Source organism: Acinetobacter sp. GXMZU3951 (assembly GCF_054457875.1).
The window spans coordinates 48,697-75,245 of record NZ_JBTLFO010000011.1; the positions used below are offsets into that span (position 1 = coordinate 48,697).

The 26,549-nt window shown below is 44.1% G+C and carries 24 protein-coding genes and 1 riboswitch; of the genes, 10 read left to right on the plus strand and 14 right to left on the minus strand.

All coding sequences use genetic code 11. The annotated features are described in order from the left end of the window. Positions 1 to 17: 17 nt before the first annotated feature. The gene (locus ACX17N_RS14895) at positions 18 to 1,580 is read right to left on the minus strand and encodes a sensor histidine kinase (protein ID WP_458893350.1); all 1,563 of its coding nucleotides are present in this window, start codon (positions 1,578 to 1,580) and stop codon (positions 18 to 20) included. Positions 1,581 to 1,623: 43 nt separating this feature from the next. Continuing rightward, on the minus strand, positions 1,624 to 2,259 hold the full coding sequence (gacA, locus tag ACX17N_RS14900) for a response regulator transcription factor GacA (protein WP_016168485.1): 636 nt from the start codon (positions 2,257 to 2,259) through the stop codon (positions 1,624 to 1,626). Positions 2,260 to 2,473: 214 nt separating this feature from the next. Between gacA and pbpG the strand changes: the two genes are divergently transcribed. Next, entirely contained in the window at positions 2,474 to 3,532 is a 1,059-nt protein-coding gene (gene pbpG / locus ACX17N_RS14905) for a D-alanyl-D-alanine endopeptidase PBP7/8 (protein ID WP_458893351.1), read from the plus strand. Positions 3,533 to 3,680: 148 nt separating this feature from the next. Here the strand turns inward: pbpG and thrC are convergent, their stop codons facing one another. The 4 genes from thrC to xerD all read right to left on the minus strand — a co-directional run bounded on the left by thrC (position 3,681) and on the right by xerD (position 8,155). Next, positions 3,681 to 4,820, minus strand: coding sequence for a threonine synthase (thrC, locus tag ACX17N_RS14910; RefSeq protein ID WP_458893352.1), 1,140 nt, complete (start codon positions 4,818 to 4,820; stop codon positions 3,681 to 3,683). Between the two features lie 57 nt (positions 4,821 to 4,877). After that, positions 4,878 to 6,182: a homoserine dehydrogenase gene (locus tag ACX17N_RS14915; protein ID WP_458893353.1), complete on the minus strand. Its 1,305-nt coding sequence runs from the start codon at positions 6,180 to 6,182 to the stop codon at positions 4,878 to 4,880. Between the two features lie 124 nt (positions 6,183 to 6,306). Beyond that, positions 6,307 to 7,122, minus strand: a complete 816-nt coding sequence (locus ACX17N_RS14920; protein WP_458893354.1) for a DsbC family protein — start codon at positions 7,120 to 7,122, stop codon at positions 6,307 to 6,309. Positions 7,123 to 7,237: 115 nt separating this feature from the next. After that, entirely contained in the window at positions 7,238 to 8,155 is a 918-nt protein-coding gene (xerD, locus tag ACX17N_RS14925) for a site-specific tyrosine recombinase XerD (RefSeq protein WP_458893355.1), read from the minus strand. A gap of 171 nt (positions 8,156 to 8,326) precedes the next feature. On the opposite strand from xerD, the gene ACX17N_RS14930 reads away from it, so the two are divergent. The 5 genes from ACX17N_RS14930 to ftsW all read left to right on the plus strand — a co-directional run bounded on the left by ACX17N_RS14930 (position 8,327) and on the right by ftsW (position 13,445). Next, entirely contained in the window at positions 8,327 to 8,590 is a 264-nt protein-coding gene (locus tag ACX17N_RS14930) for a FeoA family protein (RefSeq protein ID WP_458893384.1), read from the plus strand. After that, positions 8,587 to 10,443, plus strand: a complete 1,857-nt coding sequence (feoB, locus tag ACX17N_RS14935) for a ferrous iron transporter B (protein WP_458893356.1) — start codon at positions 8,587 to 8,589, stop codon at positions 10,441 to 10,443. Before ACX17N_RS14930 ends, feoB begins: the two co-directional genes overlap by 4 nt. 20 nt (positions 10,444 to 10,463) lie before the next feature. Continuing rightward, positions 10,464 to 10,718 (plus strand): DUF6587 family protein, encoded by a 255-nt coding sequence (locus ACX17N_RS14940; RefSeq protein ID WP_458893357.1) that lies wholly within the window; start codon positions 10,464 to 10,466, stop codon positions 10,716 to 10,718. A 159-nt stretch (positions 10,719 to 10,877) separates the two neighbouring features. Further along, on the plus strand, positions 10,878 to 12,224 hold the full coding sequence (murD, locus tag ACX17N_RS14945; RefSeq protein ID WP_458893358.1) for a UDP-N-acetylmuramoyl-L-alanine--D-glutamate ligase: 1,347 nt from the start codon (positions 10,878 to 10,880) through the stop codon (positions 12,222 to 12,224). A 24-nt stretch (positions 12,225 to 12,248) separates the two neighbouring features. Further along, the gene (ftsW, locus tag ACX17N_RS14950; protein WP_458893359.1) at positions 12,249 to 13,445 is read left to right on the plus strand and encodes a putative lipid II flippase FtsW; all 1,197 of its coding nucleotides are present in this window, start codon (positions 12,249 to 12,251) and stop codon (positions 13,443 to 13,445) included. 105 nt (positions 13,446 to 13,550) lie between these two features. Here the strand turns inward: ftsW and gluQRS are convergent, their stop codons facing one another. The 6 genes from gluQRS to ACX17N_RS14980 form a co-directional block, all read right to left on the minus strand. Further along, positions 13,551 to 14,471 carry a tRNA glutamyl-Q(34) synthetase GluQRS gene (gene gluQRS, locus ACX17N_RS14955; protein ID WP_458893360.1) on the minus strand — a complete coding sequence of 307 codons (921 nt, stop codon included), beginning with the start codon at positions 14,469 to 14,471 and terminating at the stop codon, positions 13,551 to 13,553. Positions 14,472 to 14,473: 2 nt separating this feature from the next. After that, on the minus strand, positions 14,474 to 15,001 hold the full coding sequence (dksA, locus tag ACX17N_RS14960; protein WP_016168471.1) for an RNA polymerase-binding protein DksA: 528 nt from the start codon (positions 14,999 to 15,001) through the stop codon (positions 14,474 to 14,476). A 211-nt stretch (positions 15,002 to 15,212) separates the two neighbouring features. Beyond that, complete coding sequence (cpdA, locus tag ACX17N_RS14965; protein ID WP_458893361.1) at positions 15,213 to 16,019, minus strand: 3',5'-cyclic-AMP phosphodiesterase; 807 nt, start codon at positions 16,017 to 16,019, stop codon at positions 15,213 to 15,215. A gap of 10 nt (positions 16,020 to 16,029) precedes the next feature. Continuing rightward, positions 16,030 to 16,650, minus strand: coding sequence for an NUDIX domain-containing protein (locus tag ACX17N_RS14970; RefSeq protein WP_458893362.1), 621 nt, complete (start codon positions 16,648 to 16,650; stop codon positions 16,030 to 16,032). Positions 16,651 to 16,726: 76 nt separating this feature from the next. Further along, positions 16,727 to 18,622 (minus strand): phosphomethylpyrimidine synthase ThiC, encoded by a 1,896-nt coding sequence (thiC, locus tag ACX17N_RS14975; protein ID WP_458893363.1) that lies wholly within the window; start codon positions 18,620 to 18,622, stop codon positions 16,727 to 16,729. Positions 18,623 to 18,729: 107 nt separating this feature from the next. Continuing rightward, positions 18,730 to 18,848: riboswitch (TPP riboswitch) on the minus strand. Positions 18,849 to 18,964: 116 nt separating this feature from the next. Further along, entirely contained in the window at positions 18,965 to 20,023 is a 1,059-nt protein-coding gene (locus ACX17N_RS14980) for a hypothetical protein (RefSeq protein WP_458893365.1), read from the minus strand. A 249-nt stretch (positions 20,024 to 20,272) separates the two neighbouring features. Here ACX17N_RS14980 and abuO point away from each other — a divergent pair, with 249 nt between their 5' ends. Beyond that, positions 20,273 to 21,595, plus strand: a complete 1,323-nt coding sequence (gene abuO / locus ACX17N_RS14985; protein ID WP_458893366.1) for a multidrug efflux outer membrane protein AbuO — start codon at positions 20,273 to 20,275, stop codon at positions 21,593 to 21,595. 112 nt (positions 21,596 to 21,707) lie between these two features. Beyond that, a complete protein-coding gene (phoU, locus tag ACX17N_RS14990) occupies positions 21,708 to 22,430 on the plus strand; it encodes a phosphate signaling complex protein PhoU (RefSeq protein ID WP_016168465.1) in 723 nt (240 codons plus the stop codon). Between the two features lie 439 nt (positions 22,431 to 22,869). Here the strand turns inward: phoU and ACX17N_RS14995 are convergent, their stop codons facing one another. Beyond that, positions 22,870 to 23,142: an oxidative damage protection protein gene (locus tag ACX17N_RS14995; protein WP_458893367.1), complete on the minus strand. Its 273-nt coding sequence runs from the start codon at positions 23,140 to 23,142 to the stop codon at positions 22,870 to 22,872. 11 nt (positions 23,143 to 23,153) lie between these two features. After that, the gene (gene argH / locus ACX17N_RS15000; protein WP_458893368.1) at positions 23,154 to 24,584 is read right to left on the minus strand and encodes an argininosuccinate lyase; all 1,431 of its coding nucleotides are present in this window, start codon (positions 24,582 to 24,584) and stop codon (positions 23,154 to 23,156) included. Here argH and ACX17N_RS15005 point away from each other — a divergent pair. Together ACX17N_RS15005 and ACX17N_RS15010 are read left to right on the plus strand one after the other, a co-directional pair. Next, on the plus strand, positions 24,575 to 25,729 hold the full coding sequence (locus ACX17N_RS15005) for a sensor histidine kinase (protein WP_458893369.1): 1,155 nt from the start codon (positions 24,575 to 24,577) through the stop codon (positions 25,727 to 25,729). The two genes, argH and ACX17N_RS15005, sit on opposite strands and share 10 nt — an antisense overlap. Positions 25,730 to 25,785: 56 nt before the next feature. Continuing rightward, a complete protein-coding gene (locus ACX17N_RS15010) occupies positions 25,786 to 26,523 on the plus strand; it encodes a LytR/AlgR family response regulator transcription factor (protein ID WP_458893370.1) in 738 nt (245 codons plus the stop codon). Positions 26,524 to 26,549 lie beyond the last annotated feature (26 nt).

Below are 26,549 nucleotides of genomic sequence, written 5' to 3' on the forward strand. Positions count from 1 at the left end.
CCCAGTAAAAATTGAAATCATGAAGTGAGCTGTCTGCATTCAATCCGAAAGCATGCTCCCTGTTGTTTTTCTACATAGCTTAAGTTGGCTTGATTGGCCTCACAAAAGCTATGGGACAGGTATAATCCTAAACCAGTTCCAGTAATTTCGGTACTAAAAAAAGGCTGAAACAGGTGGGCCTGATCATGAACCGCAACACCTTCCCCAAAATCACACACATCAATGTGAATGTTGTTGTCCTGCGCATAGCAATGCAACTCTATTGTACTGCGTTCAGGGGCATTATGTCGGATGGCATTGCGAATTAAATTAATTAACACCTGACGAAACTGGGCTTCATCAAAACTCAGTTTTAACTGTGGTGCGATATGACAGTCGATCTTGTGTTGAATATCAGCCAGATCTTCTCGAATAAAGCGCGGAATAAAATCATTTAAGAGCAGCTCAATCGGTTGAGTGCCTTTATTGCGCACCATGCTGAGCGTATCTTGTATGATTTTATCAATCCGCTTGGTCTGCTTGCTGATCATCTGACTTAAGGCTTGCTGTTGCGGCTCGCTACTGCCCGGAAGTAGTTCATTGGCTTGTACAATTGCGGCTAAGGGATTGCGAATTTCATGCGCAATACTGGCAGACAATTGACCTAGCGCGGCCAGCTTTAATTGTTGAACCTGTTGGTTAATTCGTTGTCCATCTTGAAGTACCAACAGGGTGAGTACTTGTTGAGGGACGATTAACTTCTGAACTTCAATATGCAAGTGATAGCGACTCAGTTGGGATTCGAACTGAAATTTTTCGCCATTTTGCAGTTGATCGAAATTCAGGAGTTCAAATAGGTCTGGCTGTAATTTGTATAAAGGATATTTGTCAAAGGCATAAAAAGGTGCGATCCCTAACAGCGCACAGGCAGCGGGATTGCTTAAAACAATATGACAGTTTTCATCTAGCACCAGATAGCCGGTATCAATCTGTTCTAAAATATAGCGATTAATATTCTGTAAGCGTTTTAATTCTTGGGATTGTGAGAAATTGACATGATCCAGCAGTTTAAAGCGACGGACAGCCAGTTGGCCGCAGGCATAAAATACAAAAAACAGTACGGCCAGAATGACACTATTGCTAAGATTCTTAAGAGAGTTCAGGGTCCAAAAGCTGATAAAAAATTGCTGATAAATGACTGCGATGACGGCAATCAGGGTAATGATCAGTGCTTTTTGGGTGTTGAGTAGTAATGAGGCTGCAAAGATTGTAGTTAAGAACAGTACACTGATACTGAAGCTGGGACCATTGGTCGCCACAGTCAGCAAGCTGAGTGCAATGACATCGACAATAAAGATAAAGGCAAATTGTTGCGGGATATGATGCTTAAAATGTTTCAGGTTAAACAGTTGCACACAGTTAATAAAAAAGTAGCCCCAGAGCACATAAAAGTACAATTGCGGAAATTCATAATTATTGGCCAACTGTTCTTGAGTCAGAATAAATATGACCACCAAACAACTGGTGATGAGTAAGCGGTAAGCAGTATACCACAACCCAAAAAAGTATTGATTTAATTCGAAATATTGGGAGTGTTGCATGCTGCAAACCGATTATTATTAGATAATGAAGGTGCTGGGTATTTTAAGGTTTGATCAGACCGTAACGAATGGCTAAGTGAGTCAGTTTGACATCACTATCAATATTCAGTTTTTCAAAAATACGGTAACGATAGGTATTGACGGTTTTGACACTGACAAACAGTTTGTCGGCAATTTCTTGAGCACTGATACAATTCACCACCATCATGGCGACTTGCATTTCACGTTCCGACAGGGCATCAAAAGGCGACTGTTGCGTGTCAGATAAATAAGAACTGGCCAACTGCTCGGCAATGTCGGCACTGAAATATTTGCCGCCTTGCATCACCTTATTGATGGCACGCACCATTTCACTCACAGGAGCGCCTTTGGTGATATAACCTTTAGCCCCTGCTTTTAATAACAGAGAAGGATAGGGTTCTTCTGCTAAGCCGCTGACAGCCAAAACTTTGGTTTCAGGTGCGGTTTGTAACAGACGACGCGTGGTTTCTACACCACCAATCCCAGGCATATTCACATCGAGTAAAACAACATTGGGGTGATGCTGACGGACCAGATTAATGGCTTCTTCGCCAGATTCCGCCTGACCAATGACCTGAACATCTGCATGGTCTTCTAGCATACGACAAATACCAGTACGGACTAATTCATGGTCATCCACCACTAAAACTGTAATCACCGATTTCTCCCTCTGGCTAAAAATTACATAATTTTTGTTACATAAAGCAAAATAAGCTTGCAATGAAACGACAAAATTAGCAATCCTATTCTTATTCCGAAATTAAAAGTTTTGCACAATAGCGTGAACGAAATTTCCCGTTGCTGTGTAAATGTAAGGCATATTTGAGGTAATACGCAAATGTATCTTACCTCCCTGAGTTGAGTAAACGATTGTGAAAAATTCTAAGAAGTCATTCATGCATGTGTTGAGTATGTCTATTCTACTCAGCCTGAGTTCAACAAGTTTTGCTGAACTCGTCATTAATCCTTCCTCGGGGAGTACAGGTCAGGCTTCAATGAGCTGGTCTTCAGAGGAAGCAAGTCAATTATTAAATAGTGATGTTTCTGCGCTCGGCGAGGAAATATCTCCGCAAGGTTCAACCAAGGTGACCACGACGGTTCGCAGTTCAAATGGGGTTCCTACCACATCTGCACCGAAAACGGTTCATATTATTGATACCTCTGCTGGCTATAGTAGTCAACCTTCTGTCAATGCCCGTGCCGCGCTGGTCATGGATGCACAAACAGGTGAGGTACTCTATAGTAAAAATACGAATACGGCTTTACCGATTGCTTCAATTACCAAATTAATGACAGCTGTTGTAATTGCTGATGCACGTTTAGATATGTCAGAAGAAATTACATTACAGTCGATTGATTTTGCTGGGGCGGGTGGTAAAAATTCCAGTTCAACCTTACGTGCGGGCGATACCATGAACCGTGCTGAGGCGTTACTTTTTGCTTTAATGAAATCAGAAAATCCAGCGGCAGCTGCGTTAGCACGAACGTATCCAGGAGGACGTAGTGCTTTCATTGCTGCGATGAATGCTAAAGCGCGGGCTTTGGGCATGAATTCAACCCGTTATGTTGAGTCAACGGGCTTGGATCCACATAATGTTGCATCAGCACGTGATTTGGGAATTTTAGTCAGTACCGCATCGCAATATGGCTTAATCCGTCAGTTTTCAACCACGGCCAGTTATGATTTTAATTTGGGATATCGAGTGCTCAAATCGAATAATACCAATGCTTTAGTTCGTAATGGTGGTTGGAATATTAACTTGTCTAAAACAGGTTATATTAATGAGGCAGGGCGTTGTGTGGTGATGCATACGACCTTAAATTCTCGCCCTGCGGTCGTCGTCATTCTAGGGGCTAGTTCATCTCAAAGTCGAACTGAAGATGCAACCCGCCTGATGACGTGGGTAAGTCAGTTGCCAAAACGTATTTAATTGAAAAAAATAAAAAAACTCTTCTTCGTGAAGAGTTTTTTTATAGGTAGTGATCGGTATTCACCCTAAGCGTTTCAGTTGCGTTATGGTTTGATTAAGGCATAAAAAAACCAGTTGCTTGCAACTGGTTTTTCCTTAAGTTCAAAACTTACATATTTGAAAGAATTGAATCTTTGACTTGCGCCATGGTTGCATCGATAGAAAGCATGACGGCATCAGCACATTGCTTAATGGCAGTGTCAGGATCTTTCAGACCATTACCTGTCACGGTGCAGACAATTACAGAACCTTCAGCAATTTTACCTGCTTTAATGTCACGAATTGCACCACCAATTGAAGCTGCAGAAGCAGGTTCAACAAACACACCTTCATACATAGAAAGTAGACGTTGCGCTTCTAGGATTTCAGCATCTTGTAGCTCATCGAACCAACCTTTAGAATCACGTACTACGGCTTTCGCATGGTTCCAGCTTTGTGGGTTACCAATACGAATGGCAGTTGCAACAGTTTCAGGTTGTTCAACTGGCGCGCCACGTAAGAAAGGCGCAGCACCTGCCGCTTGATAACCAACCATGGTTGGTAAGCCTTCAGGCTTAGGACCCGTGAATTGGTCTGTCGCAGCATCATAAGTCACGTATTCAAACTGATCCGCTGGCTGATTTGCCACCGCTTCGGTATAACCCATCCAGTGTGCGGTAATGTTACCCGCGTTACCGACAGGTAAGCAGTGGTAGTCTGGCGCACGACCTAAAGCTTCTACGATTTCGTAAGCAATGGTTTTTTGACCTTGTAAACGGTACGGGTTGATTGAGTTTACAATCGTTACCGGAGCTTGATCAGCCACTTCTTTCACAAGGCGCATGCCATCGTCAAAGTTACCGCGAATTTGCATGGTAATCGCACCATACATCATTGCTTGTGCCATTTTACCCATGGCAATTTTGCCTTCAGGGATTAACACGAATGCTTTAATGCCCGCACGTGCTGCATAAGCAGCCGCAGCTGCTGAAGTGTTACCTGTTGACGCACAGATAATGGCTTTGGAACCATCTTCAACGGCTTTGGTCACGGCCATGGTCATGCCACGGTCTTTGAATGAGCCAGTCGGGTTCAAGCCTTCATATTTCACATAAATTTCAACATCTTTACCAATAATGCGTGGAATATTCTCTAATTTAATCAGCGGGGTATTCCCTTCGCCTAAAGAGATTCCACGAGTAGTAGCAGACACTGGTAAACGGTCACGATAACGGTCAACTAAACCAGTATAACGATTGGCATTCGACATGATGATGTTCCAATTATGGGTAGAGCTTGGCAAGGGGGAATCGCCCCCTTGACCCGATTAATTATCAAGCGATTCTAAACGAATTCGCACAATTTCGCCATGAATAGCTGGCAAGGCTTGAATTTGCTGTAGAGCTTCATCCATTTTTGACTCCACCACAGGATCGGTCAGAATCACGATTGGAATCAGGTCTTTTAAGCGAGACTGCTGCATGATGGCATCAATACTAATGCCTGCGCGGCTTAAGATTGAGGTGACATCTGCCAGTACACCCGTTTGATCTTCGGCATTGAGGCGAATGTAGTAACCAGTGGTCATTTCTTCACGGCTCAAGATTGGCATGTCGGTTAATGCTTCAAATGCCAATTGAGGAATCGTGCCTGCACCATCTTCGGTGTAAGAAATGTCACGCACGATATCAATCACATCGGCAACAACCGCAGAGGCTGTTGGGCCTGCACCTGCTCCCGCACCGTAATACAGTGTTGGGCCGACGGCATTGGCTTGGACCAGCACCGCATTTTTCACACCATTGACATTGGCAATCAATTCTTCGGCTGGAATCAGGGTTGGGTGAACACGAAGTTCAATGCCTTTATCCGTACGACGCGCAATCCCTAAATGTTTAATGCGGAAACCAAGTTCTTCAGCATACTTGACATCTTGAGCAGTCACTTTACTGATGCCCTCGGTATAGACTTTGTCAAACTGTAAAGGAATACCAAATGCGCAGGACGCCAAAATTGTCAGTTTATGCGCAGCATCAATGCCTTCTACATCAAAAGTCGGGTCAGCTTCGGCATAGCCCAACTCTTGTGCTTCTTGTAGGACATCTTCAAAGGTACGACCTTTATCGCGCATTTCGGTCAGGATGAAATTTCCTGTGCCGTTAATAATGCCAGCCAGCCAGTCAATTTTATTGGCTGCCAGACCTTCACGAATCACTTTAATAATCGGAATGCCACCCGCGACTGCCGCTTCATAGGCAATCTGTACAGCATTGTCTTCTGCTGCTTTAAATAACTCATTGCCGTGTTCAGCCAAGAGTGCTTTGTTGGCTGTAACCACTTGTTTGCCATGCTTGATGGCTTCCATGATGACGTCATAAGCTGGGTGAATCCCTCCCATAACTTCAACTACAACATCGACATCAGGTTGACGCACGATGTCCATGAGGTCGGCACTTTGTTTAACCGATGCTGGAAGATCAAGGTCTGGACGCGGACGACGAGTACCCACATGGGTAATTTCAATGCCTCGACCGGTGCGACGTTTAATCTCAGCAGCGTTTTCTTTTAGTAGTTTAAGGGCACCACCACCCACAGTACCAAGACCGAGGATTGCCAGACGAACTGGTTTCACGTCACACTCCATATATTTCTTCAATTTTACGCGAGTCTAGATCATAGCTAAAAAAACGTTCAGACTCTAGGGTGGAGAGAAGATAATCTCCACCTATAACTAATAGTAAAATAACAAATAAAAATTAGTTATTTAAGCGCTTGTCTAATTCTTCAGGGCTGAGGTATCCACCTAGGTAAACCCCTTCGGTGCTGTAGATGGCAGGGGTTCCATTCACGCCCATATTGAGCCCCAATTGATACTGCTCACGCACAGGATTCTTACAGGTGGCTGCTGGTAGTTGTACCCCTGCAATCGCTTGATCAAATGCCGCTTGACGATCTGCACTACACCACACGCTTTCCATGGCTGGCATGAACTGTTCACCACGTGGCCATGCAATATAACGAACTTCAATACCTTTGGCAGTGATTTCAGGGATATGTTCATGCAGTTTGTGACAGTATGGGCAGCTGGCATCGGTAAATACATAAATCACATGCTTGGTTTTACCTTGTGCTGGATAGACCAAGAGATCTTCTATTTTTAGGCTCGCCAAATGCTTTTTGTTCGCAGAGGCTTGTAAATTCTCGCTGACATTATGTAATTGTTTATCGCCTAGACGAATGACATCGCCCTGAATCAAGAATTTACCATCACTTGTGGCATAGACCGAACTCATGCCTTCCAAGTTAACCCAATATAAATTTGGCACTTCAGTCGGTTTGACATCGATGATTTTGGCATTGATACCCGCAGTTTTGAAATGTTGTGCCAAAGTTTTAATTAAACGCTGTTGCGCATTACGCTCGGAAAGATTAGAGGCTTCACCAGTTGCAGGGGCACTAGCTGTTAAGGTGTTTTGCTTTTTGTCATCATTATTTGAATTAGAACATGCCGTGAGGGCGAAACTGCCTGCCAAGGTACATGCAATCAATAATTTTGTGCGGGTAAATGACATATAAAACCCTTTCTTTTAGGTATAAAAACAGGAAGCTAGCATAGCAAAAAAAAATTCACTCAGGCGTATTTCTTGGTGTGAACTCTGTGAAGCAGATCGCAATCTGCTTGTTGCTTTAAGCTCGGGGATGAAATTCTGCATGCAGTTGCTGCATCCGTACTTGTGCCACATGGGTATAAATTTGTGTAGTGGATAAGTCGCTATGCCCTAACAGCACCTGTACCACACGTAAATCTGCACCATGATTGAGAAGGTGGGTGGCAAACGCATGTCTGAGCGTATGGGGGGAGAGTTCAGCTTGAATCCCTGCTTGCAAGGCGTAGCGTTTAATCGCATACCAAAAGTTTTGCCGACTCATAATGCCGCCTTGTAGCGTCAGGAAGACATAGTCGGTGGCCGATTTATACAGTTGTGGGCGGGATTGTGCCAAATAGCGCTCAATCCATTCACAGGCCACTTGGCCTAAAGGCACAAGACGTTCTTTATTGCCTTTACCCACAATACGTAAATAGCCTTGTTTGAGATTAATCAGCTCCAAACGTAAATTTAACAATTCTGATACACGTAAACCGCAAGCATACAGAACTTCAAACATGGCGCGGTCGCGTAAGCCCAATGCAGTACTGGTATCTGGTGCAAGAATCAGGGCCTCTACATCTTGTTCAGATAGATCTTTGGGGAGGGCTCTGCCTATTTTAGGGGTGCGATGACTGGCGACAGGATTGTCACTGCGAAGCTTTTGTTCGCGCAGAAATTTGAAAAATGATCGTAAGGCGGAAAGGCTGCGTGCAATGGAGCGCGGGCTTTTGCCCTGTTTGGTTAAGCTCAGTAAGACATCGGCAATGTCTTCACTGTGCCAATCAATCATGGCTTTATCATGACATTCACTGCATTGAATCAGGTCGGACAGATAGGCATTACGGGTATGCGGGCTTACTGTTTGAGCAATTAAATAATCACGAAAACCGTGTAGAAAGCTGAGTTTTTCAGGGATCTGTACAGGTGTAGGAATTCTGGGTTTTTTATTTAACATTGCAGGTTCAAATTCAGGAAACCGATTTAGAACCCTCATCTTAACTAATTTTACAACATTTTTCTGGATTGACCTTATGGTATAAAGTGAATGCGAATTGGAATCAAACCTTACTTGGTAATTATTCTCATTTGCTTGTATACTACAGAAAATATTAAAGGGTTTAGTGCGGTGCTTTTATCTGATTTGAAAGTCAAGCAAACAGCCATCATACGTAATGTAAAACGCAATACGGATGGTGATGCGGCTCAGACCGACCTTGTTGCTAGTCGTTTGGAAACTTTAGGCTTTGTGCCAGGTACTTCCGTTCAGGTGGTGACCAAAGGTGTTTTTGGTGGCGATCCGATTTTAATTCAGGTCGGCTTTACCCGTTTTGCACTCAGAAAAATAGAAGCAGCCAAAATTGAAGTTGAGATGGAAGGAGCACCTGCATGAGTGATGCGTTGCGTATTGCCCTTGTTGGGAATCCAAACTGTGGTAAAACCTCTTTATTTAACCATTTAACTGGGACTCGTCAAAAAGTTGCGAACTATGCAGGCGTGACGGTAGAGCGGAAAATGGGACAGTTTTCTTTGCCTTCGGGTAAAGCGGTGCGTGTACTGGATTTACCGGGCACCTATAGCCTTGATGCGACCAGTCCTGATGAAGCGATTACCCGGGATGTGGTGCAAGGCAAAATTGCAGAAGAAGGGCATCAAGATGCATTTTTATGTGTGGTGGATGCCACCAACTTAAAACTGCATTTGGGCTTGGTGCTGGAAATGATCGAATTGGGCCGTCCAATTCTGTTGGTTCTGAACATGATGGATGAAGCACGTCGTCGTGGGATGCAGATCAATACCCAGAAATTGTCTGAACGTTTGGGTATTCCTGTGGCAGAAACCGTGGCGGTGCGTAATGCCGGGATTGAAAATTTACTCAATGCCTTAGATCAAGCCAAATATACCGTACCGCATACCGAACTCAGTGGACTCAAAGGTTCGCATCATCAGAAAATTGCCACAATTTTGCATGACGTGGTGCAGTATGCCGATCAGGAAGATAAACGTTCTGATTTTCTGGATCGCATATTCTTACATCCAGTACTCGGTTTAGTCACCCTTGCGGTGATGATGTTCGTAATTTTCCAAGCCGTTTTTGCTTGGGCCGCGCCATTTATGGATGGCATTGAAAGTCTGTTTGGCTGGCTGGGTGAAGTGGTCGGGGCTTATATTTCCCATCCTTTACTCAACAGCTTGGTGGTTGATGGCATTATCGCGGGGGCGGGCGGTGTTGTGGTGTTCTTACCACAGATTATTATCCTATTCTTCTTTATTTTGGTGCTGGAAGAGTCGGGTTATTTACCCCGAGCAGCCTTTTTGCTCGACAAACTCATGTTTAAAGCGGGGCTGAGTGGTCGTGCGTTTATTCCCCTATTGTCGAGTTTCGCGTGTGCGGTTCCTGGCATTATGGCAACCCGAAGTATCAGTGATCCGCGTGACCGCTTGACCACCATTTTTGTCGCGCCACTCATGACCTGTTCAGCCCGTTTGCCCGTATATGCCTTATTGATTGCGGCATTTATTCCGGCGCAAACCGTGTGGGGGATTTTCAACTTACAAGGTTTGGTGCTGTTTGCCCTTTATATGGCGGGTATCGTCAGTGCACTGCTGGTTTCTTTTGTCTTGAAGTTTTTCGAGAAAGATAAGTCGCAACACGCATTGCTGATGGAATTGCCAAGTTACCGTTTTCCAGATTTAAAAAGTGTTGGTATTGGTTTATTGGACCGTACCAAAATCTTTATGAAGCGCGTCGGTGGCATTATCTTTGCGTTGTCCGTTTTGCTCTGGTTCTTGTGTACTTTCCCGCAACCCCCTGTGGGTGCCAGCATGCCCGATATCGATTATTCCTTTGCGGGGATGTTGGGGCATGTGATGCAACCGATTTTTGCGCCATTAGGTTTTAACTGGCAGATCTGTATTGCGCTGATTCCGGCCATGGCGGCACGGGAAGTGGTGGTTGCTGCGCTAGGCACAGTCTATGCCTTATCCGCTGTCGATGATGATGCGATGTCGCAAGGCTTGGCTGCGATTATTGGTGGCAATAGTGATTTAGGCTGGTCATTAGCAACTGGTTTATCTCTACTGGTTTGGTTTGTGTATGCGCCTCATTGTTTGGCGACCTTGGCAACGGTGCGCCGTGAAACGGGCTCATGGAAAACGGTGAGCTTTATGACTGCGTATCTGTTTGGCTTGGCTTATTTGATGTCATTCCTGACCTATCAAATTGCATCGCACTATTTCGGTTAATCTGAGAGGAGACTCTGCACATGGTTGAAATGATAATTGTTGCTGCATTAGTGCTGTGGAGCACCGTGGTGGTGTTTAAGAAAGTTTTTCCGAAAATTGCCAATAAAACTTTCGGAGCGCTAGCAGAATTGACGCGAAAGCAGGGTTGGAACACGGTATCGAACTGGCTTAAACCAGCTCCTGTTGCAGGTTGTGGCGGTGGTTGCGGTTGTAGCCAAGACGATACACCCAGCCCGAATAAAAACCCTGAGATTCAAGCGGTGAAGTGGAAATAAGCAATTTTTCCTTTATCTTGCCAAAGCCGTCAAATTTGACGGCTTTTTTACGCGCTGACACAAAAAAACAGAGAGAAAGTCAAAACATAAAAAGCATTCAAAACAGCAAAGTGCTAACATTTTGTCAGTTTTACCAATCAACCAAAACATGGGGCAAAAATGTTAATACAGCGTGGTGGATTAAAAGTTGTTGCAGGGCTGGGAATTTCAGGTGTTGCAGCAGTAAATTTTTTACATGAAAATGGCTACCGCGTTGCAGTAACAGATTCACGACCAACCCCTCCCGGACATGATCAGATTCCTGCTGAGGTACAAACTAGTTTTGGTCAATTGGATCAAGAATTACTTTTACAAGCCGAAGAAATTATTGTCAGTCCAGGTTTAGATCTCAAGCTTCCAGAACTGCAAGCCGCTGTGGCACAGCAAATTCCAGTGGTCAGTGAAATTCAAATTTTACGTCGTGCTACGGATAAGCCAATTGTGGCTATTACAGGTTCTAATGCCAAAAGTACCGTTACAACTTTAATGGGGCTGATGGCGCAAGAAGCAGGCAAAAAAGTTGCAGTTGGCGGAAATTTAGGACGCCCAGCACTGGATTTAACCAAGGATGATCCTGAACTTTATATTCTGGAACTTTCCAGCTTCCAACTCGAAACCACCTCGAACTTGAATGCTGCTGTTGCGGTGGTCTTGAACATGAGTGAAGATCATTTAGACCGCCATGGCGATATGTGGGGGTATCATCAAGCCAAACACCGTATTTTCCAAGGTGTAAAAAAAGTGGTGTATAACCGTGATGACTCATTGACGCGTCCTTTGGTACCGGATGTAACCCCAATGCAAAGTTTTGGTTTGAATGCCCCAGACCTGAATCAATACGGAATTCTAAGAGATAGTGATGGCAGCATTTGGTTGGCTCGCGGGCGTGAGCGTCTATTGAAAAGTTCGGAGATGTATATTCAAGGCACGCATAATGTGGCGAATGCTTTGGCATGTTTGGCTTTGGGTGAAGCGATTGGTTTACCCCTCGAGTCGATGTTGAATACTTTGAAGCATTTTAAAGGCTTGGAACATCGCTGTGAATTTGTGAAAGAGGTCAATCAAGTCCGCTATTACAATGACTCTAAAGGCACCAATATTGGAGCAACCTTGGCTGCAATTGATGGCTTAGGTGCTGCGATTGAAGCACAGCAAGGCAAAGTGGCGATTATTTTAGGTGGGCAAGGTAAGGGGCAAGATTTTACCGCCTTGAAAGATTCGCTTGCAAAATATGCCAAACTGGCGGTGCTGATTGGTGAAGATGCCCACCTCATTGAACAGGCAATTACAGGAACTACAACCATCTTACATGCTGCTACATTAAAGCAAGCTGTAGAATTATGCCAAGTACAGACACAGGCACACGATGTGGTGTTATTGTCTCCTGCGTGTGCAAGTTTTGATATGTTTAAAAGTTATGGTGACCGTGGTCATCAGTTTGTCGATTGTGTGAATGCTCTAAGTTAAGAAGAATCATAAGGAGAGAGTTGTATGGCGAGTTTAGCGCAGACAACGATCAATAAAGTTCAGCAAGTTTATGACCGCGTCAGCCCGAGAATTCCTGCTGAATTTTCGGCACGGAATGTTCTCATTTTTTGTGTGATTGCTTTGCTGTGTTTAGGTTCCATCATGGTGGCTTCAGCTTCAATGCCCTATGCAGAACGTATGCATGAAAATGCTTTCCACTACGTGGTACGCCATGCGATTTCAATTGGTGTTGCGTCAGTAGCAGCCTTTTTGGCGTATCGTGTGTCTTTGAATGTTTGGTTTAACAACACTTTTCCACTGTGGTTGATCACTATTGTGTTGTTGGCCGCGGTCTTGGTTGTTGGGACAGAAGTTAACGGTTCCACACGTTGGATTCGTATCGCTGGTTTTACTCTGCAAGCCACGGAAGTGGCCAAAGTCATGATGGCGATCTTTACGGCGGACTATGTGGTGCGTCGAGCTGCAGAAGTGCGGAATACTGTCAAAGGCTTAGTGCGTCTTGCGGCGATCATGATCTTGACGGTCGGTTTGATTATTGCCGAACCCGATTTGGGTGCAACGGTGGTGATTGTACTGATGATGTTGGGGGTGTTCTTTTTGGCAGGGGCGCCCGTGATTCAGTTTGGTATCGCGCTGGGTGCGATTCTAATCGCCTTCTTCTTCCTGATTGTATTTGAGCCTTACCGTTTTGAGCGTTTGATGTCGTTCTCGAATCCATGGAATGATCCTTTGGGGGCTGGTTATCAGCTCTCGAATGCTCTGATGGCATTTGGTCGTGGGGAATGGACGGGCGTCGGTTTGGGGCACAGTATCCAGAAAATGTCATATTTGCCTGAAGCACATACCGACTTTATGTTGGCCGTGCTGGGAGAAGAGTTTGGTTTTCTTGGGATTACCGCAGTACTGTTGCTGTCTTTTGGTATGCTGGTTTGCTGTATCAAAATTGGGCATCGTGCGCTACGCAATCAGTATCTCCGTGCAGGCTATTTAGCCTACGGTATTAGCATTATTTTCTTGCTGCAAATTCTGGTGAATGCGGGCATGAATATGGGGATGTTACCGACCAAGGGCTTAACCTTGCCGTTTATTAGTTATGGCGGCTCTTCTTTAATTATGTGTGCGGTGATGATTAGCCTGATTCTGAAAATTGATGCCACTACACAAGACATCAACCCAAGTAAAGAAGAATCCAGCTTCTAATCGAGTGTTGTTGCTTGAGGGATTGAGCATCACGCTGTATATAGTTTGCAAAATGGAAAAACCTCTTGTCTGCTGAGATGAGAGGTTTTTTTTATTGAGCTTGAATCAGAGGTAGTGTCCTTCTAATTCGATACAGTGAGGAATGAGATCAGTATTCCACTGCGCCACGGCTTGTTGCAACATGAGCTCAGGTTGGTCTATGTCTACTTCGGGTTGATGGAGAGCGCGTAGGGCTTGCTGCAAAAGCTCAGGGGCTTGGCTGGGGTCTAAGGCTTGTGCCAGATTCTGTTTCGAGAGTTTTTGACCCTGATCATTCATGGCAAGAGGAAGGTGCATGTAGTTTAGAATCGGATAGCCCAACAGCGATGCCAGCCAAATTTGACGTTCGGTATTGTCGAGCAGGTCGGCACCGCGGACCACATGGGTAATACCCTGCAAATAATCATCTACCACCACAGCCAGTTGATAATTAATAATGCCGTCGCGTCGCTTCAGCACAAAGTCACCTAAATCATGTTTTAAGTTGGAGCAGTGTTGGCCTTGTAGCCGATCTTGAAAGCAAATACGTTGGTCTTCGACTTTTACGCGAATGGCCTGATGCTGAAAAGGTAGTGCTAAATTACGGCAAGTCCCAGCATAGATATGATTGGAACCCAGCATTTTACGGGTACAGGCACAGGCATAAATCTGATGGGCTGTTCTTAATTGCTCAAGTACCGCTTCATAGAGATCCAAGCGATTTTTCTGGAAGATAATCTCGGCATCCGGATACAGCTGGAAAGCTTCGAGGCATTTTAAAATATGCTGTTCACTGCCAGGATAAATTCGGGGAATATCGGTGTCTTCGACTCGAACCAACCATTTGCCTTGATGTGCTTTAGCATCACAATAACTGGCGACTGCGGTGAGCAGGGAGCCAAAATGCAAAGGGCCGGTTGGCGATGGCGCAAACCGACCCACATAAGCCATCCTGTTGTCCCCCTTCTGAGGTAAAGAAGGGGTTAGGGGAGGATTATTCAATAACATGCTTAACCGTTATTTTGCTTCTCTTTGATTTCAGCCAAAGTTTTGCAATCAATACAAAGGGTCGCAGTTGGACGTGCTTCTAAACGGCGTAAACCAATTTCGATACCGCAAGTTTCACAGAAACCGTAGTCATCATTTTTGATGGCTTCAATGGATTGTTCAATTTTACGAATCAATTTACGTTCGCGGTCACGCGTTCTTAATTCAATTGCAAATTCTTCTTCTTGCGTTGCGCGGTCATTCACGTCAGGCAAGGCAGTGTTTTCGTCTTGCATGGTGTTGAGGGTACGATCCACTTCAGACATGAGCTCAGCTTTCCATGCCAGTAAAATCTGACGGAAGTGCTCAAGCTGCCCTTCAGACATGTATTCTTCATTCTTTTTTGGCTGATAAGGTTCAATACCAAATAAGCTCGCAGTAGAACCACCTTCTGTTGCCTTCGGCTTTGCTTTACGTACGCGCTTGGTAGATTTGTCATCTACAACATCTGTATGTTCATCCAAGACTTGGGTTTGGTTGTCATTCGCCATATAGGGCATTCCTCATCATATACGTACATCTATACGCAAAAAATATGGTGATATGCAAGTGTTTTTATCTACCGCCCATGCGGAGATTGTTCCACAGGGGTCGTCATCATATAGACTTTTTTCAATTCTGGATAGTCTTTGATGTTTCGATTTAAGCTATCACCTTTTATTTAGCAGCCATAACATAATGGAAATAAAATGAAATGAAAAGTTAGTACCCTGTAATTTCAATATTTATTTTTTTCTGTATGGGCTGTGTACGATGAATTTGTGTGCTGAACTCTCCATTGGCTTTTAAATGTACAACCCGATAGCCCGGTGCTTCGTCATCCAGCGCAAAATCATCGCTATGTGGTTTGAACTGTACACAAGTGGAAGGCGTTGATAAAAAGTGAATGCCATGCCATTGATTTTCCGAAGTTTGATGCACATGACCGCAAAGCACTAACTTGACATTCTGATGCTTGGCCAACACATCGGTGAGATGTTCCGTATTCTTAAGAATATGTTGATCAATCCAACGCGACCGCATTTCAAAAGGATGATGATGACAGGCAATTAAGATATGTTGCTCGGCATGTTGCTTGAGCAACTGATCTAACTGTTTTAATTGTTCGCTCTCAATCCAGCCATCAATTTTTCCTTTCACCGCGCTATTCAACAGCATCAGACACCAATTCCCCATCGGAATGGCGTGAACTTTATTTTGTTGGTCATGAAAAGGAAAGAATTCCGCACTATCATGGTTGCCAGGCACCTGATAATGCGGAAATCCTGTGCTTTGCATAAACGATAGATAACGCTGATAGGTTTCAGGTACAGGCACTTGTGCCAAGTCACCCGTATGAATCAATGCGTGAGCCTCTGGATATTCTTGTTGAATTTGAGCCATCACACGATGAAAACTTTGTTCAGGATTCATATGCACAAATTCTAAATCATCCTGATTCATCAGATGTGTGTCTGAAATTTGTATGATGGTCCAGCTTTGTTGCTGTTCATGTTGTTTAGAAGTCATGTCTGTCCCCTTAGACATTCCTTATTGTTTTAATATGCTGTGCCAGCCATTGTAATGCCATGATGACAGGTGCATTTCTGAGCCGACCATTGCTCAACAAGCTGTCTATATCCGAATAGTGCATTATATGCAATTGGATATTTTCACCTTCATCCGCGACACCAAAAACACCACCATGCTCAGGCAATTCAGCTTCTGCACTATATAAATGAAATAATTCTGCACAAGCACCAGCAGATGGATAAAAGCTAAAAAGATGCTGTAACTGTTGTAATTCACAGCCCGATTCTTCCAGGCTTTCTCTGCGGATACAGCTTTCTGGTGATTCATCACCATCCAAAACACCCGCAATCACTTCCAGTTGCCAAGGTGAGTCTTGATCATCCATGGCGCCAATTCGAAATTGTTCGATTAAGGCAAACTTTTGTTGCTGATCATTATAAATTAAAACCCCAGCCGCTTCGGGACGTTGAATTAATTCCCGATGAATGACCGAGGTATATTGGCTTTGTTGAAATAAACGATGACGTAGGCTGACTTTTTCAACCTGAATAAAGCCGCGAAATAAATATTCTCGAGAAAGAATGTCTACTTCGTCACTGCTATACGTGGCTCGTTTAATAATATTCATAAAGCTCGGTCAGGATGAAAATGACTATTTCATCCTAACGGAGTTTTTTATGAACACAAATCTTTTTTTTAGCCAATTACACCTTGTGGTATAATTTTTGACCATGTTCGTGATAGGCATTTTTCATCGCTTCTAGACCAGATTCTACTTCTGAATCGATAGCTTCTGAAACGGACGCATTTTTTTGATTTTGCGTATAATCTCGCACATTCTGGGTGATTTTCATCGAACAGAATTTTGGTCCGCACATGGAACAGAAGTGAGCCGATTTATGCGCTTCTTTCGGCATGGTTTCATCATGCATGCTACGCGCCGTGTCTGGGTCTAGAGCCAAGTTAAATTGATCTTCCCAGCGGAATTCAAATCGGGCTTTAGACAGCGCATTATCACGCGCCTGTGCACCCGGGTGGCCTTTCGCCAAATCTGCGGCATGTGCTGCAATTTTATAGGTGATAATGCCATCTTTAACATCTTTCTTGTTTGGTAAGCCCAGATGTTCCTTTGGCGTTACATAACACAGCATGGCGGTGCCATACCAGCCAATCATGGCTGCACCAATGGCAGAGGTAATATGGTCATAACCCGGCGCGATATCCGTCGTCAGTGGGCCTAAGGTGTAGAATGGCGCTTCTTTACAGACTTCTAATTGTAGATCCATATTTTCTTTAATCATGTGCATAGGCACATGACCCGGACCTTCAATCATTACCTGTACATCATGTTCCCATGCGCGGTGCGTGAGTTCACCCAGCGTTTTCAGTTCGCTAAATTGAGCTTCATCGTTGGCATCTTGTACACAACCTGGACGCAAGCCATCACCCAAACTGAAGGATACATCATAGGCTTTCATAATCTCGCAGATTTCATCGAAATGCGTATACAAGAAGTTTTCCTGATGATGTGCCAAACACCACTGTGCCATGATCGAACCACCACGTGACACGATGCCGGTTAAACGGTTGGCGGTCATTGGGACATAGCGCAATAACACGCCTGCATGAATGGTGAAGTAATCGACGCCTTGTTCGGCTTGTTCAATCAGGGTGTCTTTAAAGATTTCCCAAGTGAGGTCTTCAGCCACACCATCGACTTTTTCCAGCGCTTGGTAGATCGGTACGGTACCAATTGGTACTGGAGAATTGCGGATAATCCATTCACGAGTTTCATGAATATTTTTGCCCGTAGAGAGATCCATAATGGTATCTGCCCCCCAACGGGTTGCCCAAGTCATTTTTGCCACTTCTTCATCAATGCTCGAACCCAATGCAGAGTTACCAATGTTGGCATTGATTTTGACCAAGAAATTGCGCCCAATAATCATCGGTTCAATTTCAGGGTGGTTAATGTTGGCGGGAATGATGGCACGACCTGCTGCGATTTCTTGACGTACAAATTCTGGGGTGATTTCACGTAAATTCTGTGCCCCGAAATTTTGTCCAGCATGCTGACGCATATCGACGCCTTCACGTTGGCGCTGATTCTCGCGAATCGCAATATATTCCATTTCCGGGGTGATAATGCCTTGCTTGGCATAATGCATTTGCGTGACATTTTTGCCTGCTTTGGCACGACGTGGGTTTTGAATGTGAGCAAAACGAATGTCCGCGGTGCGAATGTCTTTGAGGCGTTCTTGTCCGAACTTAGAGGTTAAGCCTGCTAAAATTTCGGTATCTTGACGTTCTTCGATCCAGTTTTGACGGACCCAAGGCAGCCCTTGGTTGAGGTCAATCGTTACATTCGGGTCAGTATAGACGCCAGAAGTATCATAGACCCGTAACGGCAGATTTTTTTCGCCCCCTAAACCGGTTGGGGTGTCGGTTAGGCTGATTTCACGAAAAGGGACACGAATATCAGGGCGTGAACCTTGAATATAGACTTTATTTGACGCGGGTAAAATTCGAGTTAAATCTTTTGCATCTTGCTCATGTTGAGCTGAAACTTCAGCAGGGGAAAGATTCGTTAATTGGTTCATAGCATGATCCTTATGAATGACATCAACGAATCAAGCACGACCAAAACTTGGCAGTTTATCTGGGTGAATGAGAGTAATGATTACACCAGATAGACTTAGGGCGAGAGTTTTAGAGAGCGCTTGATTCCTACGCAGGTGTTAACCTGATCAGGTTCAACGGTACTTGTGCTCATGTTTTAAACTGCACAATCTCAGCGAGGTATTACTCGCGCTCCGTCAAGCTAGGTCAAATGGTAGCATGCAATCTAGTAAATGCCCATGTATATTTCATGACAATCGCGAATGCAAAAATGTTTTGACGGTTTGAATTGGGTGGGCTGAAACGGATAAAAAGACAGCAGTTTATGGCGCAGGGGGAAGACAAATTGCATCGCGGAAACAGTCGCGAGGGGAACGGGTATTGAGTTCAGGCAGAGCCAAAAATTGATCCAGCTGTTTTAACGTGAGTAAATTGCTTTGACCCATCTGTTTTTGCTGAGCATTCAACTGGACGGGAATGTCGGTTTTACGCTGTTGCTCAGAGAGTTCGAGAAATGCCAAAAAGCGTCGTGCTTGCCAAGCTAAATGTGAGTGCTGCAATTTCGCCAACTTTTCAATTTCAAACAGATGACTACTGCGAATTGCGCTTGGATCGCTATAACTTTCTGACACCAGCGAGTTATTCATACCCTTAAATAAAAAATGGGTATACATCTGCAATAAGTAATTCGCATCACGACGATAACTGCTGTTTGGGTATTGCTGTAGATAGTTTTCCCAGAATAAGGCGCGGGCAACCATCTCTTGTGGCTCAATGGTTAAGGCGCCATCCTGAAAAGGAGGCTGCATGTTTTGCTGTGCCAGTTCAGTGATAAATACTTTCTCTGCTTCAGGCATGTAAGGTGCAAACACAATCGCCAGATACTGAGGGCTACGGCGATAATTCAGTAAACCTTCACCTTGATCAATCAGCTCGATATAAGCCTGACCTTGATGTTTAATCAGATACTGGTCACGTAAGGCAAATTGCTCAAAATGGCTTTGCTGAATGGTTGGATGCTGTGCCATATCAAAGGCATATTGCTCGAACGCCAGTTGCTGTTGCGGGCTACGTTCGACTTGCAAGAAGTTGTCGTACATCAGGGTTGAGAGTTTGAGTAACTCTTGCTGTTCATGCAATTTTAGCAGGGGAAGGCAAACTTTGAGATCCTGATTAATTTCTTCTAGGGCAAAAGTGGTGCGCTGATTGTTGATTTCAGCCATATTCTTTTTCAGGTCTTTACACATTTCGGTCAAGTCGACGGCGATATCTTGCTGCTGTTGTTTGGGAGGTTGTTCCTGAACCGCCTGAGATTCAGGTTGTTGACAGCCCACAAATAACAGGCCGCATAGCAAGACTAAGCAGGGTTTTATAGAAGGCATAAACTTGAATTTCACAACCGTTAGAATGTCGACCTAAAGAGGAGTAGCAGGAGATGTTTTATTCTAAACGCAATTGTGGCTTGGGATTTGTACTCTTCTGAGGGATTTTGGTTACCAAGTCGTAGCTTTTTAATCCTGTATCTAGGCTTGAAAAGCCGTGCAAAATAAAATTGATCACGTTAATTTATCAGGACTTGTTTGGGTGCCGTGCTGTCCAAGCAGGCTGCAATAATTCACTTAGGGATAAAAATGAAGAAACACTGGTTGTTGGGGCTGGCGTTATGGGGCTGTGGGCTGCATGCTCAGGCAGTCGATTTGGTCGAAGCCTATGCAAGGGCTCAACAAACCGATCCAACTTGGCAAGCCAACCAATTGCAGTACGAAGCAGATCAATTGAATCTCGGCATTGCCAAAGGCAATTTATTGCCGACCATCAGTATTTCCGGCACTAGTTTGCGTAAAACACAAGAGCAATCCAAGAACAGCTCTTCAGCCTTATTGATTCCCTCTTCAAGTACGACCCATCAATTGGCGTTGACTGCACGACAGCCGCTATTCCATTGGGATGCATGGCAAGGCTTTAAACAGGTGGAAACCTCGGTCAGTTTGAGTGCAGTGACGTTAAAGCTTCAGCAGCAACAGCACATTTTAACCGTGGCGGAAAGTTATTTTGATGTGTTGCGTCAGCAAAGTTTGACTCAAGCCTACCTGCAAGAAGAACAGGCTTTACTGCAACAATTGAAGATGATGAATGCCAAGCTAAAAGAAGGTTTGGTGGCTCGAAGTGAGGTGAGTGAAGCGCAGGCACAGTATCAAAATGCCCGTGCCAATCGTATTGCGACACAGGTGCAATTGTTGTTGGCGCAAGAGCAGTTACAACAGTTGATTGGAACTTATCGCGAAAATTTGGCGGTAATAGATGATGACTTTGCTTATCAGAAGCCGAATCCTGCTGAGCTGTCAGCTTGGGAAGCTTTAGCACGCACACATAATTTAGAAATACAACAAGCACGGTTACAGCAGCAGTATGCCGAAGACCAGAAACGCGTTGAGAAAGCGGCACTGTATCCGCAACTCGAAGCTGTCGGTACTTATGGTTATACCCAACAGCAACCTTCGAATGTGCTTTCCAATGAGGGGCAGTTTGATCAGGTGGGGATTGAGCTGAGCTGGAATGCTTTTACTGGTGGTAGAACCCAGCGTTCCATTGAAAAAGCTGCGGTTAATGTGCGTAAGTCGCAAGCACAATTAGAGGCAGTCATCCGCAAGACCCAGACAGAGGTGAAAAAAGCCTATTATCAGGTGGAAACCGATCAAGCCAAAATTGAAGCACGTCAGGCCGCCATGCAATCTTCTCAAGTGGTGTCTGAGGCTTCGCAAGCACAGTATCAAGAGGGGCTGAAAACCATGGTTGATGTACTGTTGGCGCAGCGCAATGCATTCTCCACCAAACAGGAATATCTGAATGCAAAATATGATTACATTTTGAATGTGCTGAGATTAAAGGCGGTGGTTGGGCAATTAAATGAGCAGACTTTGGCACAAATGAATGTTTGGCTGGTCGAAAAATAGAGATAACAAATTTTATCCAGATCCTGATTGTCATCAAATGTTCATAATCAGTATGCTTTAATATCAAGCGAAAGCGTTTGCCTTTAACCGCTGCTGTTGTGGAGTATGCACTTTGAGTCCAAGTAATCCTGTTTTAAATCATCACATCTCTTCGCAATTTAACGAAGATTTGCAGGCTGTAAATACTAAATTTATGACCATGGGTGGTTTAGTCGAACAACAAGTGGCAAATGCAATCCACGCACTTTTAGATACGGATGCCAATCTCGCGATTGATGTGCAATATCAAGATAACACCGTGAATCGCTATGAACGTGAAATTGATGAAGCTTTAACTTTAATTTTAGCGCGCCGCCATCCTGCAGCGATTGATTTACGTATGGTGATTGCCATGAGTAAAGCCAATACCGATTTAGAACGTATTGGTGATGAAGCTGCGAAAATAGCCCGCATTGCTCAAAGTTTATGTGAAGAAGGGGGCTCGCCGCGCGGTTATATGGAAACCCGTCATATTGGCAATCAGGTACGAGTGATGATTCATGATGCTTTGGATGCATTCGCCCGTTTAGATGTCGATCAGGCGCTACGTGTAATGCTGGCAGATGCCGATATTGACCGTGAATATCAGTCGGCTACGCGCACGCTCATGACCTATATGATTGAAGATCCACGTCATATTTCGCGTGTGATTAATGTCATGTGGGTGTTACGTTCACTGGAGCGTATTGGTGATCATGCTCGTAATATTTCTGAGCAAGTCATTTATATGGTGAAAGGGCTGGATGTACGTCATACCAGTGTCGCTGAAATTGAAGAAAAAGTTCAAGAACGTTAATTTTTGCGGCTTTAGGTTGCAGACTTAAAGCAGTATATCTTCTTCGAAAAGCTCATCCTTTAAGGGGTGAGCTTTTTTTTTATGGGCATTCATGCCATTCGAAGCGTGTTAGGGCCGAAGTACAAGTTAAAAAAAATCCCAGACTTTGGGGGAAATCTGGGAAGAAAATAAATTGGGGGATATTTTTCTAGTATTCAGAGATGTCTCCATCTCCTTAATTGCCATTATAGTGAGAGGATGCGCATGACTCATGTAGGATATTGTGTGCAAATGTAGCCTTATTTATGAATATGTAGCTTTTTATATATTCTCACTTGAAATCAAGAAGGCCACCCCAAAGCTTGATGCATGCACCTTTTAGACTCTAAAATTCAATTTTATAGCCATAAAAAAACCAGCACCTTAATGCTGGTTTTTTACTGTAGAAACCCGCTCAAGCTTAAGCTTCAGGTTTCCAGCCTTCGGCAGTTTCAATGCTGCTGTCATTGCTGAAAAATTTCTCGCGTTGTTCTTCCAAAAACTTTTTCGCTTCAGGTTCAAACACGTTTAAACGCTTTTCATTAATCAGTGTGGTTTGGTGTTTTAACCATTCTTGCCACGCCTGTTTGGAGATATGGTTAAATAGTTCTTCACCTTTGGCACCTGGAAAAGGTGCAAAGTCTAAACCTTCCATTTCTTTTTGATATTTACGGCAGAATACTTGTCGAGACATCTCAAGACCTCTTAAGCGTAAAGCTTTTCTAAACGAAGATGGGCACGTGCAATCGCTGCTTCAACTTGCGCAGGTGCCGTACCACCAATGTGATTACGTGCATTCACGGATGCTTCAAGCGTTAAAGCTTTTTCAAAGACATCGGCTTGAATCAGGTCAGAGAACTGCTGAAGCTGTTCCAGGGTTAATTCTGATAAGTCTTTGCCTTCTTGTACACCTAGCGCGACTGCTTTACCGACAATTTCGTGTGCATCACGGAAGGCAACCCCGTTTTTCACCAGATAATCCGCCAAGTCAGTTGCGGTTGAGAAACCACGCAGTGCGGCTTCACGCATAATTTCAATATTTGGTACCAGTGCAGGAACCATGTCAGCAAAAGCCATGAGGGAACCGCGAACGGTATCAATCGCATCAAACAAAGGTTCTTTGTCTTCTTGGTTGTCTTTGTTGTATGCCAAAGGCTGACCTTTCATGAGCGTTAATAGACTCATCAAGTCACCATAAACACGCCCCGTTTTACCACGCACCAATTCTGGTACATCCGGGTTTTTCTTCTGCGGCATAATTGAAGAGCCTGTGCAGAAACGGTCTGGAATGTTGACAAACTTAAACTGTGCCGAAGTCCACAAAATGAGTTCTTCTGACATACGCGATAAATGCATCATGATTAAAGATGCCGCGGCATTAAATTCAATCCCGAAATCACGATCTGATACTGCATCCAGCGAGTTTTCAGACACTGCTTCAAAACCCAGTAACTCAGCGGTAAAAGCACGGTCGATCGGATAGGTTGTGCCTGCAAGTGCAGCAGAACCTAAAGGCATGCGATTGACACGTTTACGGCAGTCAATTAAACGCTCTGAATCACGTACCAGCATTTCAAACCAAGCCAGCAAGTGATGCCCGAAAGTCACGGGTTGCGCCGTTTGTAGATGGGTAAAGCCAGGCATAATGGTATCGGTATTTTGGGCTGCCAATGACAGAATGCCTTTTTGCAGTTTGGCCAATAATGCTAAGATGGCGTCGATTTCATCACGCACATACAGACGAATATCGGTTGCCACTTGGTCGTTACGGCTACGTCCGGTGTGTAATTTTTTCCCGGTGATGCCGATACGCTGAGTCAAACGTGACTCAATATTCATGTGTACATCTTCTAAATCAATGCGCCATTCAAAATTACCCGCTTCAATTTCAGCCTGAATGGTGCTTAAACCTTGAATAATGTCATCACGTTCAGATTCAGTCAGTACCCCAACTTTTGCTAACATAGTGGCGTGGGCAATAGAACCTGCAATATCTTGTTTATAAAAGCGTTGGTCAAATTGAACAGATGCGGTAAATTCAGCTACAAAAGCATCCGTCGCTTCAGTAAAACGACCGCCCCACATGCCAGAAGTCTGGGCTTGTGACGGATTAGAGGAATTAGAAGATGTGGTCATGTCGGCTCAGTAAAATAAAAAAACGGCAAATCAAACAGAGTATAGCAAATTCAAAAGCAGTTGCCGAAGCCAAAGCATCGCAATCTTTGTCAGATAATCGTGTGCAATCCTCCTATTCTTATTTTTTTAGTAGTGCAGGGCGTTGGCAAAATTTGCTGGAACTCTGTGTTGCAGGCAATCTCTTGGCAATTTTGCTGGCCTTAGCAGAAGCAGGCTCGTGGCAGGCATTGAGTGCCACACACGTGCTTTTATTCATGCTGTATATCAATTGGGTACTGCTGTGTTTTAGCGCCATTCAGGAACGTCTTCAACCTCGATTGAGGCGTTGGGGGTTGAGCTCAACTTTAATCTTCGGTTTTGTGCTATTGCAAAGCATCATTTTCGTTACCACGATGACGTTGAATATCTTTCTCTTTTTTGGAAAAAATTTCACTTTTACTGGCTTAACTTTAGCAACGGCATTAGAAGGTGTGCTGCTGCATTTAAGTTATGGCGGTTTGTTGGGGGCTTTTTGCTTTCGCTATTTATATATTCGTGAACAATGGACGCGTCAGCAGCACAGTGAACTGAATGCTCGTATTCAGGCCATGCAAGCGCGTATTCACCCTCATTTTCTGTTTAATAGTTTAAACAGCGCGATTAGCTTAATTGCGATTGACCCCGACAAAGCCGAACAGATGCTGTTGGACTTGTCGCGGTTATTTCGTGCCAGTTTTCAGGAATTAAAGCTGGTCAAGTTGCAAGATGAAATTGAACTCTGCCAACGTTATTTGGCCATTGAGCAGATTCGCCTAGGTAATCGCTTAAAACTGGATTGGAAATTGCTGCATCCAGAATTATTTTCACAGGTACAAATTCCGTTGCTGACTTTGCAACCTTTGCTAGAAAATAGTATTTTTCATGGGGTTGAGAAAAATTTATCAACCAGTACAGTCAGTGTATTGGTCGAAATTACACAAAATCAAGTCAATATCGTCATTACAAACCCGTACACACAGGATAAAATAAATTTACGACAAGGACACGGTATTGCCATTGATAATGTAAAACAACGCCTGATGGCATATTATGGGCGAGCGGTCATCTTTCGAACCTTTGCAGGGGATGGGATGTATACCACTGTGGTGCAATATCCGTATAAGTAGAACAGTGGCAGTTAACTTATAAAAATAAACCACGTTAACTGAACAAAGGAGGACTAATGGACATCCTGATTTGTGATGATGAACCTCTTGCAGTAGAGCGTTTATCGCGATTGGTCACACAAATGGGGCATCATGTGATTGCAACAGCGGCTTATGGCCAGCAAGCAATTGAAATGGTGCAATTTTATCAACCCGATGTGGTGTTGCTTGATATTCAAATGCCTGAAATGGATGGTTTGACCTGTGCGCAATATTTGCGACAGTTAGACCCTTCACCAGCCATTGTATTTTGTACTGCCTATGATCAGCATGCACTAGATGCATTTAAATCTCATGCCGAAGGCTATTTGCTAAAACCAATCATGCAACAGGAATTGCAGCAGGTTTTGGATCAACTGACTAAACTCACGCAAGCGCAAATGAGTAACCTAAAACAAAAAGAAAATATGGACGATAAATCACACCGTCACCAAATCGCTGCGAAAACTTATCGTGGTGTTGAGTTGGTGCCCATAGAAAATATTTATTATTTTTTAGCCGATCAAAAATATGTCACGGTTCGTCATAAACATGGCAGTGTATTGATTGATGAAACTTTAAAAGATTTAGAACTGGAGTTTGGCGAACAATTTATTCGCATTCATCGTAATGCGCTGGTTTCGGTACATTACCTCGATGGTCTGGAAGTGATTAATTCTGGACAATATCAAGTACGTTGCCGTGAATTGGATGATCGTTTGTCGGTGAGCCGACGACATTTACCCAATTTGCGTGAGCGAATTCAGAAGCTTTGAACCTAAATCTGTGATTTACAGAGCGG